Below are 16,276 nucleotides of genomic sequence, written 5' to 3'. Positions count from 1 at the left end.
GGAGTTCCTATGAAAGTTCTCGTACCAATAAAAAGAGTGATTGATTACAACGTAAAAGCACGCGTTAAAAGTGATAACAGCGACGTGGATTTAACCAACGTAAAAATGGCAATGAACCCGTTTTGTGAAATTGCTATAGAAGAAGCAATCCGCCTTAAAGAAGCCGGTACAGCCAATGAAGTTGTTGCTGTTACTATTGGTCCTAAAGCATCGCAAGAGCAATTACGCACAGCACTAGCACTGGGTGCCGACAAAGCCATTCACATCGAAACCGATGAAAAGCTCGAGTCACTCCATATTGCAAAGCTACTCGCTAAAATTGTAGATCAAGAATCTCCTGAACTTATAATTTTAGGTAAACAGTCAATCGATTCAGATAATAATCAAACAGGTCAAATGCTTGCTGCGCTTACTAATCGTGGGCAGGGTACATTTGCATCCAAGGTTGTTATTGAAAATGGCAAAGTAAACGTGACCCGCGAAGTTGATGGGGGCCTGCAAACGGTAGCACTTAATTTACCGGCGGTTGTTACAACTGATTTACGCTTAAACGAGCCTCGTTACGCATCACTGCCAAATATTATGAAAGCCAAACGTAAGCCGCTTCAAGTAATAGCTGCTGATTCGCTTGGTGTCGATTTAACACCGCGCATTCAATCAGTAAGTGTAGAAGAGCCAGCTAAACGCACAGCAGGAATTATTGTTGAAGACGTTGCACAGCTTGTAGAAAAATTAAAAACAGAGGCAAAGGTGATTTAAATGAAAACACTCGTAATTGCAGAGCACGACAATGGTGCTTTAAAACCAGAAACCTCAAAAACAATTAACGCCGCACTAAAAATGGGTTTTCCTGTTGATGTACTTATTGCAGGTAAAAGCCTAAGTGCAATGAGCTCACAAGTTGCTAGCATTGATGGCGTAGCTAATGTTTTAGTTGCCGATAACAGCGTGTATGAGCATCAGTTAGCTGAGAGCATGACCGATTTAGTTCTATCTCTTAGCGACACCTACAGCCACATTGTGGCAAGTGCCACTACAACTGGTAAAAACTTTATGCCACGTGTTGCTGCGTTATTAGATGTTGCACAAATTTCTGAAATTATCGCAGTAGTGGACGCAGATACATTTAAACGTCCTATTTATGCAGGTAATGCAATCGCAACGGTTAAGTCACTCGATAGCAAAAAAGTAATTACCGTGCGTGCAAGTAGCTTTGATTTACAAGGCGAGCAATCAGCAGCCGCTGTAACAAGCATTGATACAGTATCTGATTCGCAATTAAGTAGCTTTGTAAGTGTTGAACAAACCGAATCAGAACGCCCAGAGCTTACAGCAGCCACCGTTGTTATATCAGGTGGTCGTGGTATGCAAAATGGTGAAAACTTCGCACTACTTAATGGCATTGCCGATAAACTAGGTGCAGCCATTGGTGCATCGCGCGCCGCAGTTGACGCAGGCTTTGTACCTAACGATATGCAAGTAGGGCAAACAGGTAAAATTGTAGCGCCTAACTTATATATAGCGGTAGGTATTAGCGGTGCTATACAGCATTTAGCCGGTATGAAAGACTCAAAAGTAATCGTCGCAATTAATAAAGACCCAGACGCACCTATTTTTCAAGTTGCTGATTACGGTTTAGTGGCTGATTTATTTGAAGTACTGCCACAGTTAGAAAATGCTTTATAGCTGTTAACTAAAATTTATTCTGGTTGAAAGCCGTGGTGCTCTTTGAGTGCTGCGGCTTTTTTATTCGGTAAATTAAAGACACAAAAAAACCAGCCAATTGGCTGGTTTTTAGTATTTAGAAACGGCTAACTTAGTATTAGTAAGTTGCGCTGCCTTTAGTACGAGGGAAGGCAATAACGTCACGTACGTTACCCATACCTGTTACATAAGCAACCAAGCGTTCAAAGCCTAAACCAAAGCCTGAATGTGGCACACTACCGTATTTACGTAAATCGCGGTACCAGCTGTAATCTTCTTTGTTTAAGCCCATTTCTTCAAGGCGAGCATCAAGTACATCAAGGCGCTCTTCACGTTGTGAACCACCAATGATCTCACCAATACCAGGCGCTACTACGTCCATTGCGGCAACGGTTTTACCGTCTTCGTTTTGGCGCATGTAAAATGCTTTAATGTCGCGCGGGTAGTTTTTAATAACTACTGGTGCTTTAAAGTGCTCTTCTGCTAAGTAACGCTCGTGCTCAGACTGTAAATCTACACCCCATTCAACAGCGTACTCAAACTTTTTACCACACGTTTTAAGAATTTCTACAGCGTCGGTGTAATCAACTTGGGCAAAGTCTTTATCTACAAATTCTTCTAAGCGAGTAATTGCGGTTTTTTCTACACGTTGTGCAAAAAATTCCATGTCATCACGGCGCTCTTCAAGTACGGCTTTAAACACATACTTAAGCATATTTTCAGCAAGTTTTGCGATGTCTTCTAAATCAGCAAACGCAACTTCAGGCTCTACCATCCAAAATTCTGCAAGGTGGCGTGATGTATTTGAATTTTCTGCACGGAATGTTGGGCCAAACGTGTAAATTTTTGACATTGCAGAAGCGTAAGTTTCGCCATTTAACTGGCCAGATACAGTAAGGAATGCTTCTTTACCGAAGAAATCTTCGCTGTAATCAACTTCGCCTTTGTCTGTAAGCGGTAAGTTTTGCATATCAAGCGTAGATACACGGAACATTTCGCCAGCACCTTCACAGTCACTTGCCGTAATAATTGGCGTGCTGATCCAGTAAAAGCCTTGCTCGTGGTAAAAACGGTGAATAGCTTGTGCTAAACAGTTACGTACACGAGTTACCGCGCCAATCATATTTGTACGAGGGCGAAGGTGAGCGTGCTCACGTAAGTACTCAATGCTGTGGCGCTTTGCCGACATTGGGTATGAATCTGGGTTTTCTACCCAACCTAATACAGTCACTGTATTAGCTTGAATTTCGTAAGATTGACCTTGACCAGCAGATTGTACTAAAACACCAGTAACCGACACAGAACAACCGGCTGTTAAGCTAGTAACTTCATCATAATTATTCAGTGAATTAGGAACTACCGCTTGAATAGGATCAAAACACGAACCGTCATGAACGGCTAAAAATGAAATTCCTGCTTTTGAATCGCGGCGAGTACGGATCCAGCCCTTAATTGTTACTTGGCTGTCTACCGCAACATTGCCTTTTAATAGCTCTGAAATCGCTAAATGGCTCATCTTCACTCCAATGATATAAGTTGCCTAACTATTTTATTTTAACTGTGCGCAGCACTCGGGCATAAATTGCACATAAACGGCGCTGCACTTGAACCCTGTATCTTACCTAGTAAAGTTGAATAAAAAAACTATTGTGGGCAACTCTTTAAAAGTTTTTATGCATGCGGTTTATTTTTAAACAGTTTTTAGAGTTTAATTACTACTATTATGATTTGTTGCTCTTAAACTTAATGATTTTGTGGCATTATTAACAAACAAATCAAATTACTATTTATTCACACTTAAAAAATCGATGCTATGAAACAAGTTTTTATTTTACGAGGACTACCAGGAAGCGGTAAGTCTTACTACGCGCAAAGCCTTGCTGACGAATTAGGTGGAGTTGACGAAAGCCAATACCTAATCTGCTCAACTGATGATTACTTTATTAATGAGCAGGGCGAATATCATTTCGATAAATTTAAATTGTCGCAATTTCATAATTTAAATTTAGCGCGCTTTATAAATGCACTTGCTCAAGGTATGCCATTGGTAATTGTAGATAACACCAATATTAAAAAGTGGGAATTTATAGCTTACACTCAAGCTGCTGTTGCTTTAGGTTATCAAGTAAAAGAAGTGATAGTGGGTGAAGTGAAAGACAAATCAATGCAGCACTTATATGCTAAACGTAACTCGCATAATGTCCCGCTTAAAACAATAAGCAAAATGGCCTACATGTTTGAGTGGTAGTGCTAAATTTTAGGCAGCACGTCTAAATTATTTTGAGTTATAGCATCTAAATGAGCAGTGATTTTTTCATTGCTCCAATCTCACCAAGCTATATCTAGCAGCGTATTTATTGTTCTATCGTCAAATATAAAAACCTACTTGAGGAAAACCTTCCATTGGTGAAGGATTATTGGGGTTTGGTCCGTTCATTGGGTTTTCTCTAATTAATTATGGACATGTTACTTTTCAGCATACTTTTGTTTAATTGCTAAAATCTCTTCTTGAACTGCAAAAAAAGCATCCACTACTGCGGGATCAAAGTGATTACCGCTTCCTTCTTTAATAATGGCAAATGTTTTCTCTTGTGAAAATGACTTTTTATAAGGGCGCTTAGATGAAAGGGCATCAAATACGTCAGCAATAGCAACCACGCGTGCAGCAATAGGGATGTCATTCCCTTTTAAGCCATCAGGATAACCAGAGCCGTCCCATTTTTCGTGATGTGAGCGGGCAATAATTTCACCTAGTTTAATAACTTCAGAATCAGAGCCTGAAAGTATATTAGCGCCTACAACAGTATGCTGTTTCATTATTTCCCATTCTGCGGCATCTAATTGACCCGCTTTTAGCAAAATATGGTCAGGCGTTGAGATTTTACCAAGGTCATGCATAGATGCTGAAAATAAAATATTTTCAACTGTTGTTTCATCTAATCCAACACTACGCGCGACGGCTTCAGAATATAAGCTCATTCGTTGAATATGTGCACCTGTTTCTTCATCTTTATATTCAGCAGCTTTGGTTAATCTATTTATTGTCTCAAGCGATGCGTTTTTTAGGCTTTGCATTGCTTGTTTTAAAGATTGCGTTCTTTGGGCTACTTCAGCTTCTAATTGTCTCTGATAATTTGTTCTTAAATCGTTATAGTCTTTAATTTTAAGAAGGGATTTAACACGCGATAACAATTCGTTTTTGTCTACAGGTTTTGTAATAAAATCATCGCAACCAGCATCAATCCCTTTAACTCGCTCTTTTGTCTCTCTTAAAGCAGTAATAAGTACGATAGGTAATAGCTTTAATAGAGCATCTTCTCTAACACGGCGCGTTACTTCAAAGCCGTTCATACCCGGCATCATAATATCAAGTAAAATAAGATCGATTGGTTGTTGTGCCAAAATGTCTAATGCTTCTTGCCCACTAGTTGCTGTAACTGTTTTATATCCCTTGGGTTCAAGATAAGCTTGCATAAGTTCAATATTTTGTAGGTTGTCATCTACAACCAAAATTAAAGCATCATCTTTCATTAGACTTTCCTGTGTGTTAAAGTTTAAACCTAATCGGTTATTACTTTATGTATAAACTTATTTGTTGGGCGAATGTGCGTGTATCTATAGGTTTAGAAATATAAGCACTGTTAGGTATACACAGTAATTGGTCTATATCAGCGGGTAAAACAGAAGCCGTAACAAAAACAATAGGGATATTTGCCGTTTCTTTTTCACCTCGCAAAATTTTAGCAACTTCTGTCCCAGACATATCTGGGAGTTGAACATCTAATATAATAATTTTAGGAGTCTCACGCTTTATTGTCAAAAGCGCATCTTTTGCATTCATAGCAGTAAATACTTCAAAATTTGCCATGAGTAAAAGATCTTCCTCTAGCAATAGATTATTTGCATTATCATCAACTATAACTATTTTGGATTTCATTATGCTTTACCACAGATTTTTGTTTAATTGGCAAAGTTATACGAACCGATGTGCCTTTATTAACACCTTCAGATTCAATAACAAATTCGCCTCCATGCAACTTTACTAGACTTTTTGCAATAGGCAGTCCAAGTCCTGTACCTTCTGTCAATCTAGAGTAGGGGGTTTCTATGCGAAAAAAGCCTTCAAATATTTTTTCCATATTTTCAGCAGCAATACCTATACCCGTATCCCAAATTATTATTTCTATTTCTGTATCAGTATGTCGTGTTTTAACGCCAATTTGACCCTCATCGGGTGTAAACTTCACTGCATTTGAAAGCAAATTATAAAGTATCTGTTTAACCTTAAGGGAGTCAGCTTCAATTGGTGGCAAGTCATCAGCAATATCAAGACACATATTCAATTTTTTCTGGTTAGCTGTATCTGCTGTAAGCCCTGTAATTTCGTGCAATACTTGGCGTATCGGCAAATGAGAGATGGTTAGACTCATTTTGCCTGCTTCAATCTTTGCCATATCCAGTATTTCATTAATAAGTAACAGTAAATGTTTGCCGCTCACCAATACATTTTTAACATACTGTTTTTGTTTGTCATTTAAAGTGCCAAATGTTTCGTCGTAGAGTACCTCAGAAAAACCATTAATAGAATTAAGCGGGGTTCTCAGTTCATGCGACATATTTGCTAAAAACTCTGACTTAACTCGAGCAGCACTTTCCAAGTCACTCGTTAGCACTTCTAGCTCTTTATTCGCTTTTACGAGTCCTTCTTGAATTGCGTTACGTTCAGTAATGTCCTCGATAGACAATAAAATAATACGATCTTTTGACTGAGTACGTTTAATTTGCCTTGCGTTGAGCAGCATTGTACGCCAACCAATTGTTTTAAAATTGTGCTCAACTTTATAATCATCAAAGCTCGTTTTTTGAGGCAATATGGTTTCTAATAATTCTCGAAGCTTAGGAATGTTCCATTGATTATTACCAAGGTTGTATATTAGTTTCCCGACTGTGTCTTTGTGATTAGCGCGAAAAAACTCATAAAATGAGCGGCTTGCTGTAACTACTCTTAAATGTTGGTCTAAAACAATCAGTGGTTCTCGAACCGTGTTTACAATACTTTCGGAGTATTCTAACAGTTCTTTCTTGGTACTTATTTTATTCACTATCTAGATCCTTTGTACCATTAAGGGCTGAACAACTTTATAAACGTTTAAAGGATAATTAAGGTTCAGCAATGCTTGAATATAGCTTTATTTTTATAATTCGTTAGCTAAAAGCAATGCTTAATAATGTGTTTTAATGTTTGTGTGTGGTTTTAACTAATATAAAAGGCGTAACCTGATAAGTGATATCTGAGAGGAACTATTTAACATTAATCTTTGTTCAGTAAACAGCAACAGCTGATTAATAGCAAGAGGTTCATAATTTAACATGCATATTATTGTTGTTTATTGGCTATAGTGAGCTTTTTAAAGGTAAAAAGTATTAGTTTTAAGCGAAATAGGGTTTTAACGGGGAACGTATTTAAACTGAATTTTGGGTCTAAATAGTAAGTATTGATGTAGGTATTAATGTTTAAATTAATGCCTACATCAATATTTTAATCAGTCTATAGATTTATAAACCGCTAATGGGTGCGAGGTACTTAGTGATACATGCACTTCGTCGCCAGGGTTTACAACAACTTCATGGCTTACTCGGCTAGTTACAACCGTAGAGCACGCAAGTTTTACAGCACACAAGCGGCTGCCACCTTCAAAACGTACCCAAATTACTTCGCCGTTATTGCCAACACTGCTTTGTACAAGTAACACATCGTCTGGTCGAAGTAGTACATCAACGTCGCCACTTTCACAGTCAACGCCATGAGCGGGAGCATTACCAATTGAGGTAGTGGCTTGTCCTTGGCTAAATTGGCCGCTAATAAAGCTGGCTTCACCTAAAAAGCGTGCCACAAAGCGATTATTTGGGGTACTAAAGCAGCGCTCGGGTGTATCGATTTGCTGAATTTTGCCGCCTTTAAGTACACCAACACGATCGCCAACTGAGAGTGCTTCTTCTTGGTCGTGTGTTACCCAAATCGCCGGTACGCCAGCTGCTTTAAGTGCGTTTCTAATATCCCAACGAAGCATGTCTTTAAGGGCGGCATCTAAGTTTGAAAGCGGCTCATCAAGCAATACAAAATCAGGTTGGTGGGCAAGGGTGCGCGCAAGTGCAACACGTTGCTTTTGTCCGCCAGAAAGCGTAGCTGGTTTTTTATCTCTAAAATCGCTCAGTCCAAGTAGGTTTATCCAATACTCAGCAGGGGCTGTATCTTTTAATCTAAAGCAAATGTTTTGCTGTACGGTTAAGTGCGGAAATAACGCAAAATCTTGAAATACCATACCTACACTGCGTTTTTCAGGAGGTATTGTTAATTTGGGTGTAGCGCGCCATTTACCCGTGTTTATTTCGCCTTCGCTAATAGGTATAAGGCCAGCAAGGGCTTGTAAAATTGTACTTTTACCGCAACCTGTTGGCCCTACAAGCATAAGGATTTCGTTTTCACCCAGCGATAAGTTTAAATCGCTTACTACGCGGTTACTGCCATAATCTATAGACAACTGACTTACAGATAGCATTGTTTCTTAAATCCTTAATGTTCAAACTGGTTGCGTTTTTCGCCAGACATCATAATAGCTAACCCGCAGGCAGATATCACTACTAACAATAATCCAGGAATAGCAGCGCGACCAAAATAGCCCGCTTCGTATACACGCCATAAATATGTAGAGAGGGTTTCAAACCCTGTTGGGCCAAGTAGTAGCGTGGCTTCGAGTTCGCGCATTGACTCTAAAAATACCAGTGCTGCACCGGCGATAATACCGCGCATAGTTAAAGGCAGTGTTATACGAGTAAATACTTCACGTGGGCTTGCCCCTAATACGCGCGCAGACTTTACTAAGCTTGGATCTAAGTGTTCGGTGCTTGTTCTAACAGAGCCTACAGCAAGTGGTAAAAACCGCAGCATATAAGCAATAATAAGCAGTCCTAGTGTTTGGTATAAAAACGGCAACTGCAATCCACCGTAAACAAGCGCTGTGCCCATTACTATACCCGGAATACCAAAACCAAAGTAAGTAACACGCTCCATTATACGACCCGCTTTTCCACTCAGTGCGGCATGTGCAACGGGGATCGCAACGATAACGGCTACAATTGCCGCAATACCCGATGCATACGTAGAGTTCCACGCAATATTAAAATCAAATGAGCTAAAACCATCACGAGCTAACCAAAGCGAAAATATAGCCAAAGGCAAGCCAATAGCGAGTAGTAAAACAGGTGCAAACGTAATAAATATTGCACTTAACTGTAGTCTGCTTGGGAATAAAATTAACGGGCGACCTTGGCGCTCAGGGGCTGTTTTTATTTGTGATTCAACTAAAAGTAAAAAGCCAACAATAACCATTAGCTGAAGCGAAAGCATGGCTGCGCGCCCTAACGCAAAAGCGTTGTATTCAACGTAAATTACGCGGGTAAACGTATCTAAGCGCATCATTGCGGGCGTGCCAAAGTCTGATAATGTATAAAGGGCGACTAACAAAGAGCCTGCTGCAATACCGTTAACTACGCGCGGTAATATAACTTTAAATATACTTTGCGTCATCGACATACCCAGCGTTCGTGCAGCATTAACCATGCTTGCATCAAGGCTTAGTAGGGATGAGCGAGTTGTCATCATTACAAACGGGAAAGTATAAAGCGTCATCACAATTGCAGCGCCTGTTAGGCCATACATTGATGGTGTTTCTATTCCTGTTAAGGTGTTTATTTCGCCACCGGGGCCAAAAGCAGCATAAAGTGTAAACGCGCCAATATAACTGGGGATTGCCAGCGGCGCCGCAAATACAACTAGCCAGAGTTTTTTAAATGGCAAATGCACATACGCGCTAATAAACGCCAGTGGCACACCAATTAAAATAGATCCGAGTACCGTTAAACCCATTAACGATAACGTGTTACCTAAAATTTGAAGATTGTGGGTGTCAAACACTGAGCTTGCATCACTTGCAAGCACAATTAATACATAAACAGGGGTTAGCGCAACAAGCGCTGCAAGCAGCGCCATTGGATAAGAGGCAGGTATTCTCATTACAATACGCCGCTGCTACGCATCAAATCTATAGTAGGGCGTAAATCAGCAAGCTGTGTTAAATCTACTTTAGGTGGGGAAATATTAGCAAGTGACGGTAAACCCTCAGGTTGGGTAATACCATTTACTAACGGAATTTCGTACGCTTCACTGGCTAAGTAACCTTGTACTTCTTTACTTAGTAAGTAACGCATAAAGTTAGTAGCAAGCGGATCGTCGTTAAGCGCTAATACACCCGACGCATTTACTAAACAGCCCGCATCATTTTGTGTAAATGCTAAATCTAGCTTGGCATCAGGCTTACCTGATTTTAAACGCAAAGTGTAATAGTGATTTGCAAAACCAATATCAACTTCACCGCGCTCAACGCCCATAACAACACCTAGCTCGCCGGCGTATGTTTTAGCACGTTTTTGAATCTTTTTAAGCCACTTAGCGGTTTTGTCATCGCCTTCTAAAATTCGCATTGCGGTTACAAACGATTGAAAAGAAGCGTAGGCGGGTGCCCAGCCAATACTTAAATCGCTGTCGGCAATTTCCATAATACTTGTTGGAATTTGATCTTTAGTTAAACGCGACGTGTTATATGGCAATGTACGAATACGGCCAGTTACTGGAGCCCACTCTTTATATCTAAACTGTGGTTGTAACTGAGCAGATAAATCACCTGGGATAGGTTGTGCAAGGCCTGCATCGGTTACTAAACCAATTGCGCCTGAATCAACCGCCCAAAATAAATCAGCGCGGCGAACGCCGGCTTTAGCTTCTGCAACAATCGTATTTGCTAAAGCAGCAGTAGGACCTCGGCGTATACCGAGTTTAAAGTCTGGATTTTTTTTCTGGATTGCTTGCAATACGTTTTCATACAAACCACCTTCGCCTCGGCCTAAATAAAGGGTTAACTCGCCTTTAAGCTTTGGTAAATCGTCAACAGAAACTGGGTTTGCTATATCAGCGGCTAGCGCACGAGAAAGAGACAGTGGCAATGAGCCAACCACCCCTAACGCAGCTAGGCCTTGAATAAAGGTCCTACGCTTCACTTAAAATACATCCTTACGGGCTTTTTCGGCTTTTTCTATTAAAACCTTAGCGCGGTCTAATTTTGTTTGCATATCACTGATCACATCGCGTACTTCATCTACGCTTTTGCTGTTTTTAATTGCTAGTGGCAGTGTTACGTTAAAGTCTTTTTCCAGCACTTCAACTAGGTTAGCGTCTTGCTCAATAAGTGTACCTTCAACGCCTTCAAACAGGTGTAGATAAGTATCGTGAACAATTTCAGTTGCTTCGTCTTGTAAACGCTCAGCAAATTTAGCTACTACACGGTCTAATTTGTGCTTAATTTCATCAATTGTGGCACTTTGTGTCATTTCTTTCGTAGCGGTTGCTTTTACAGTGTCTAACAAGCCTTTTTGCTGGAATTTTGCAGCAAGCTTAACAGCCCCAAGGCCTTGCCACAAGGCTATGTTCATCGCTTTTTGTTGTTTACGAACTTCCTCAGCAGGCTGTTTATTATCAATGGCCATTTTTACGCCATAAAGACCCTGCCAAATAGAAGCGTATACCGGTACGAAGTTAGTTTCTATTGCGCTGTGAAACTTAACTGACTCCCAGTATTCAATTAAATCATCAGTTTTTACAGCTTTTGCGCCTTTAGTGTCGTAGTCGCTTACCATGGTATCAACTTTGCCTACCATCCATTCTACTTCTTCTGCGTAACTTTTAAGGTTAGCTTGAAGATGATTAACATGCTCGCCAATAGGGCCGTTAGCTAATACTGGTTGAGCCATAAACGCCGAGGCTAGTAAAAGGCTTGCACCTAAAGTTTTGGCTGGTTTAAATAGTAATTTCATAGCAAAGAAGTCCAAAAAGGTAATTGTAAATGATAGACATTATCATATAGCTAATAGTTAACGAGATCAATAACCACAAACTCGCTTAATAGATAAAAACACTAAATGTAGCGGTAGGTTACAGTAAATAGCGCTATAACCTGTATTAGGATTAGTTATTGAGACCGACTATTAAGCGTAATGCTTGCCTTTAATGGCATTATAAATGGCATCACACAGTGTTTTTATACTTGCATCGTCACTTATATACGGTGGCATAAGGTAAATTAGTTTACCGAATGGACGTATCCATACACCTTGCTCTACAAAATAAGCCTGAATTTTAGCAACATCAACATTGCCAGCAGCCTCGTTTAGTTCAACAACGCCTATTGCACCTAAGGTACGCACATTGGCAACCGCATCTAGTTCACTGCATTTATTAAGTTGTTGTAGCTGGGTGTTTATTTGCTTTATTCGATGTTGCCAGTTTTGCTCAAGTAATAAATCAATACTTGCGCAGGCCGCAGCACAGGCAAGCGGGTTACCCATAAAAGTGGGGCCGTGCATTAAAACACCTGCTTCGCCTTCGCTTATGCCAATGGCTATTTTATCACTTGTTATAGTGGCCGATAGCGTCATTGAGCCGCCAGTTAATGCTTTACCAATACACATTATATCGGGCTCTATATTGGCGTGCTCTACAGCAAATAATTTACCTGTACGGCCAAAGCCTGTGGCTATTTCGTCGCAAATTAGCAGTACGTTATATTGGGTGCAAAATTTACGCACGCAGGCTAAATAATCGGGGTGATAAAAGTTCATCCCCCCCGCGTTTTGTACAATAGGCTCAATTATAAAGGCGGCTACTTGGCTGTGGTTTGCTTTAAAGTATTCCTTAAGCTCTTGGGCTTCAGCTTGGTTAAACTCGCTATCAAATTTACTAACCGGTGCGGGTACAAATACATGCTCAGGTAAAAAGCCTGAATATAAACTATGCATTGAGTTAACGGGGTCGCATACGCTCATGGCTGCAAAGGTGTCGCCATGGTAGCCCTTGTAAGGCGTCATTAATTTTTGTTTTGTAGTAATACCTTGGCTCAACCAATATTGCAGCGCCATTTTTATTGCTACTTCAACACTTACCGATCCGCTGTCGGCTAAAAACACTTTAGTTAAACTAGGCGGCGTTATATTTACTATTTTTTTGCAAAGCTCTACCGCGCTGTTATGCGTAATACCGCCAAACATAATGTGGCTCATATTATTAATTTGCTCAATCATGGCGCTATTTATAACAGGGTGATTATAGCCATGTATTGCGCTCCACCACGAGGCCATGCCATCGATTAATTGCTCGCCAGTTTCTAGGTGAATAATATTGTGATTAGCATGTGTAACGGGGTATACCGGAATTGGCTTAGTCATAGATGTATATGGATGCCAAATGTGGTCACGATCAAAATCAAGGTCAATCGTATTCTTTTTAATCATATGTAAACTTTAACTTGGTGGGCTTCGTTGACAATGTTACTTCAACTCGTAGACTAAGCCAATATCACCACTGAGAAAAAATAAGAGAGTATTATGGAACTTGCACCTGTTCGTCACGATTGGACCCACGCTGAAGTTAAAGCATTATTTGAAATGCCATTTAACGATTTACTTTTTAAAGCCGCATCGGTTCACCGTGCTAACTTCAACCCAAATGAAGTGCAAATTTCTACGTTGTTATCAATTAAAACAGGCGCTTGCCCAGAAGATTGTAAGTACTGCCCGCAGTCGGGCCATTACCGAACCGATCTAGAACGTGAGCGCTTAATAGAAGTAGAAAAAGTAGTAGAGCAAGCACGCCTTGCAAAACAAAAAGGCGCTACCCGTTTTTGTATGGGCGCTGCATGGTCAGATCCAAAAGACAGAGACATGCCATACATTTCGCAAATGGTTAAAGAAGTAAAAGAGCTAGGGTTAGAAACCTGTATGACGCTGGGTAAACTCACAAACGAAAAAGCTCATGAACTTCGCGACGCTGGGCTTGATTACTACAATCACAATCTCGACACGTCACCTGAGTATTACGAGCAAATTATATCAACCCGTACTTTTCAAGATAGATTAAATACCATTGACCACGTACGCGATGCCGGTATGAAAGTATGCTCAGGCGGAATAGTCGGTATGGGCGAACAAGCAAGCGACCGTTATGGGTTACTTATGCAACTAGCTAACTTGCCACAACAACCAGAAAGCGTACCTATTAATATGCTGGTTAAAGTTAAAGGCACACCGCTTGAAAACGCAGAAGATTTAGATCACTTTGAATTTATACGTACCATAGCAACAGCACGTATTATGATGCCACACAGCTATGTGCGTTTATCGGCAGGGCGTAATGCCATGAACGAGCAAATGCAGTCAATGTGCTTTTTTGCAGGCGCTAACTCAATATTTTATGGCGACAAACTTCTTACCACCGAAAACCCAGACGCTGATGCCGATATGAACCTCATCAAAAAACTAGGCATGAACCCCGAAACGCGTCATGACTATTCAGACGAAGCAGTAGAAGCCTCGCTTTCATCGCAAGTAGCCGACAAAGCAACCTCTGAATTGTTTTACGAAGCGTAGGCTTATATCAATGCCTTTTGATTTTATAAATGCGCATCTGCAGGCTCGCCTGCAAGATGCGTTACTTCGTAAGCGCCACGTAGTGCAACATGCAACAGCGCGCACCATAACGGTTAATAATAAAACCTATCTTAATTTTGCCAGTAATGATTACTTAGGCTTTGGAGATGTGGCTGTTAATATTAATGACTCCCAAGCATTAGGCAGCCACAGCTCCGCATTAGTGACAGGTTATCAGGCGCAGCAAAAAGCGCTTGAACACTATATGTGTGAGCAACTTGGTTATGGTGCAGGCATGCTATTTAACTCAGGATTTAGCGCTAATAGCAGCGTAATTAAAGCGTTGTTTCAAGATAAAGCGGCTGCGCAAAACAGCGCTATTTTTCAAGATAAGTTAAATCATGCAAGCTTGATTGACGGGGCTATGCACTCTAACGCGGCATTAGTGCGTTTTAATCACAACGACATGAACCATTTACGTTCACGGCTCGAAAAATCAAAAGCGCAAAACAAGCTAATTATAAGCGAAGGCGTATTTTCGATGGATGGCGATACCGCGCCTCTTAAAGAATTACTCGCACTTGCAAAACAGCACAACGCATGGCTAATGATTGACGACGCACACGGCTTTGGTGCATTAGGCAAAACCGGTTTGGGCAGTTGCGAAGCGTTTATTACTCAAACGCTGCCAGATATATTAGTCATTACCTTTGGTAAAGCAGTGGCTAGTAGTGGCGCCTGTGTATTAGGCAGTAAACAGTTTATTGATTACATGCTGCAATTTAATCGCGATTACACGTATTCAACCGCTATGTCGCCGCTTATGGCAAGTCACACACTTGCGCGTATTAAAAGCATAAAAACAGCTGATTATAAACGCGATAAGCTAAATGCCAATATTGCATTATTTAAGCAACTCGCTAAAACTCACAATATTGCTGTAATGGAATCAAACACCGCCATACAACCCATAGTATTAGGCTGTGCTGAGCAAACGTTGCAAGCGGCAGATAAACTTAAACAACAGGGTATTTGGCTTACTGCAATTAGGCCGCCGACGGTTGCAAATAACACCTCACGTTTACGCATTACTTTAACCGCCGCACATACCGAGCAAGACATAACGCACTTAGTTAAGCATTTAGTAGGTGCAATAGCATGACTGCTCAGCCAGTATTAAAAACAGATCTAGTGCAAACACAACTTGTAAAACCGTGCCTAGTAAGTAGCGAATTGGATATAGAGTTAAACAAGGATTTAAGCAAGGAGCTTAAAAAGTCCACCCAAAGTAAGTTTTCAAAAGCGGCAGCGCGTTATAACACCCATGCAAATGTACAAAAACATGCTGCGAGCGATCTATTTTCACTCATAAAACCAGGCTTTAATAAAAATAAGCTTTGTGTTGATTTAGGCGCAGGCCCGCTTGTTAATACACATACCTTACAAAGTATGTTTGCAAGCGTTATTGCCATGGATTTGAGCATAAGCATGCTGCAAAGTAGTAATTTAACCGCACCAAAAATATGCGCCGATATGGATAACTTACCGCTACAAGCAAACAGTGTTGATGTTATTTACAGTAACTTTGCAGTGCAGTGGTCTGCTAATTTTTCGGCTTTAATGCAATCACTTTACAACATATTAAAACCAGGCGGGCAGGCGTATATAAGCACTGTGGTAGAGGGCTCACTTAACGAAATAAAAACAGCCTTTGCAGCGCTTGATTCTAACAGCCACATAAATACCTTTAATAGTGAGTTGCATATAAACCAATCAGTCCAAAAAGCAGGGTTTACTATTAACAGCGCTCAAAAACGTATTTACACCGATGAATACACAACACCTTTAAAAGCTATTGCCTCAATTAAAGCTATAGGTGCAACTACGCAAAATCATACCAATACACGCCAGGGGTTACTTACTAAATCGGCGCTACAAAAAGTATGCAGTGCGTATCCGCTTATAAATAACAAAGCATGTGTGTCTTATCATGTGGTGCTGTTATCATTAGAAAAACACTAAATAAGCCCAAAGACAT

Annotated in this window: 15 protein-coding genes; 6 read left to right on the top strand and 9 right to left on the bottom strand. The window is 40.5% G+C overall.

The genetic code is table 11. From position 1 onward, the window contains the following. Window positions 1-9 precede the first annotated feature (9 nt). Complete coding sequence (locus tag P20429_RS01445; protein ID WP_007586804.1) at window positions 10-759, top strand: electron transfer flavoprotein subunit beta/FixA family protein; 750 nt, start codon at window positions 10-12, stop codon at window positions 757-759. Further along, window positions 760-1,686: an electron transfer flavoprotein subunit alpha/FixB family protein gene (locus P20429_RS01450; protein ID WP_007586803.1), complete on the top strand. Its 927-nt coding sequence runs from the start codon at window positions 760-762 to the stop codon at window positions 1,684-1,686. Between the two features lie 136 nt (window positions 1,687-1,822). On the opposite strand, the gene asnS is transcribed toward P20429_RS01450, so the two are convergent. Continuing rightward, window positions 1,823-3,220: an asparagine--tRNA ligase gene (gene asnS / locus P20429_RS01455; protein ID WP_007586801.1), complete on the bottom strand. Its 1,398-nt coding sequence runs from the start codon at window positions 3,218-3,220 to the stop codon at window positions 1,823-1,825. A gap of 297 nt (window positions 3,221-3,517) precedes the next feature. On the opposite strand from asnS, the gene P20429_RS01460 reads away from it, so the two are divergent. Beyond that, the gene (locus P20429_RS01460; RefSeq protein ID WP_007586798.1) at window positions 3,518-3,952 is read left to right on the top strand and encodes an ATP-binding protein; all 435 of its coding nucleotides are present in this window, start codon (window positions 3,518-3,520) and stop codon (window positions 3,950-3,952) included. Window positions 3,953-4,170: 218 nt separating this feature from the next. Here P20429_RS01460 and P20429_RS01465 read toward each other — a convergent pair whose 3' ends face one another. The 8 genes from P20429_RS01465 to bioA all read right to left on the bottom strand — a co-directional run bounded on the left by P20429_RS01465 (window position 4,171) and on the right by bioA (window position 13,104). Next, window positions 4,171-5,235, bottom strand: coding sequence for an HD domain-containing phosphohydrolase (locus P20429_RS01465; RefSeq protein ID WP_007586796.1), 1,065 nt, complete (start codon window positions 5,233-5,235; stop codon window positions 4,171-4,173). A gap of 40 nt (window positions 5,236-5,275) precedes the next feature. Further along, the gene (locus P20429_RS01470; RefSeq protein ID WP_033027168.1) at window positions 5,276-5,641 is read right to left on the bottom strand and encodes a response regulator; all 366 of its coding nucleotides are present in this window, start codon (window positions 5,639-5,641) and stop codon (window positions 5,276-5,278) included. Continuing rightward, window positions 5,616-6,806, bottom strand: coding sequence for a HAMP domain-containing sensor histidine kinase (locus P20429_RS01475; RefSeq protein WP_007586794.1), 1,191 nt, complete (start codon window positions 6,804-6,806; stop codon window positions 5,616-5,618). The genes P20429_RS01470 and P20429_RS01475 overlap by 26 nt, the downstream gene beginning before the upstream one ends. A 441-nt stretch (window positions 6,807-7,247) precedes the next feature. Beyond that, on the bottom strand, window positions 7,248-8,264 hold the full coding sequence (locus tag P20429_RS01480; protein ID WP_007586793.1) for an ABC transporter ATP-binding protein: 1,017 nt from the start codon (window positions 8,262-8,264) through the stop codon (window positions 7,248-7,250). 14 nt (window positions 8,265-8,278) lie between these two features. Beyond that, complete coding sequence (locus P20429_RS01485; protein WP_007586792.1) at window positions 8,279-9,778, bottom strand: iron ABC transporter permease; 1,500 nt, start codon at window positions 9,776-9,778, stop codon at window positions 8,279-8,281. Then, window positions 9,778-10,818 carry an extracellular solute-binding protein gene (locus P20429_RS01490; protein ID WP_007586791.1) on the bottom strand — a complete coding sequence of 347 codons (1,041 nt, stop codon included), beginning with the start codon at window positions 10,816-10,818 and terminating at the stop codon, window positions 9,778-9,780. Before P20429_RS01490 ends, P20429_RS01485 begins: the two co-directional genes overlap by 1 nt. Next, complete coding sequence (locus P20429_RS01495) at window positions 10,819-11,631, bottom strand: hypothetical protein (RefSeq protein WP_007586790.1); 813 nt, start codon at window positions 11,629-11,631, stop codon at window positions 10,819-10,821. Window positions 11,632-11,802: 171 nt separating this feature from the next. Next, the gene (gene bioA / locus P20429_RS01500) at window positions 11,803-13,104 is read right to left on the bottom strand and encodes an adenosylmethionine--8-amino-7-oxononanoate transaminase (RefSeq protein WP_007586789.1); all 1,302 of its coding nucleotides are present in this window, start codon (window positions 13,102-13,104) and stop codon (window positions 11,803-11,805) included. Between the two features lie 93 nt (window positions 13,105-13,197). Here bioA and bioB point away from each other — a divergent pair, with 93 nt between their 5' ends. From bioB to P20429_RS01515, 3 genes are read left to right on the top strand one after another with little or no spacing between them, the layout of a single operon-like run. Then, the gene (bioB, locus tag P20429_RS01505; RefSeq protein WP_007586788.1) at window positions 13,198-14,238 is read left to right on the top strand and encodes a biotin synthase BioB; all 1,041 of its coding nucleotides are present in this window, start codon (window positions 13,198-13,200) and stop codon (window positions 14,236-14,238) included. 10 nt (window positions 14,239-14,248) lie between these two features. Next, window positions 14,249-15,400 carry an 8-amino-7-oxononanoate synthase gene (locus tag P20429_RS01510; protein ID WP_007586787.1) on the top strand — a complete coding sequence of 384 codons (1,152 nt, stop codon included), beginning with the start codon at window positions 14,249-14,251 and terminating at the stop codon, window positions 15,398-15,400. Then, window positions 15,397-16,260 carry a methyltransferase domain-containing protein gene (locus tag P20429_RS01515; RefSeq protein ID WP_007586786.1) on the top strand — a complete coding sequence of 288 codons (864 nt, stop codon included), beginning with the start codon at window positions 15,397-15,399 and terminating at the stop codon, window positions 16,258-16,260. Before P20429_RS01510 ends, P20429_RS01515 begins: the two co-directional genes overlap by 4 nt. The last annotated feature ends 16 nt before the right edge of the window (window positions 16,261-16,276 follow it).

The sequence above is a fragment of the Pseudoalteromonas sp. BSi20429 genome, from assembly GCF_000238895.1.
In the GTDB taxonomy this organism is placed as follows: Bacteria; Pseudomonadota; Gammaproteobacteria; order Enterobacterales; family Alteromonadaceae; genus Pseudoalteromonas; species Pseudoalteromonas arctica.
This window is presented reverse-complemented; position numbering and strand designations above follow the sequence as displayed.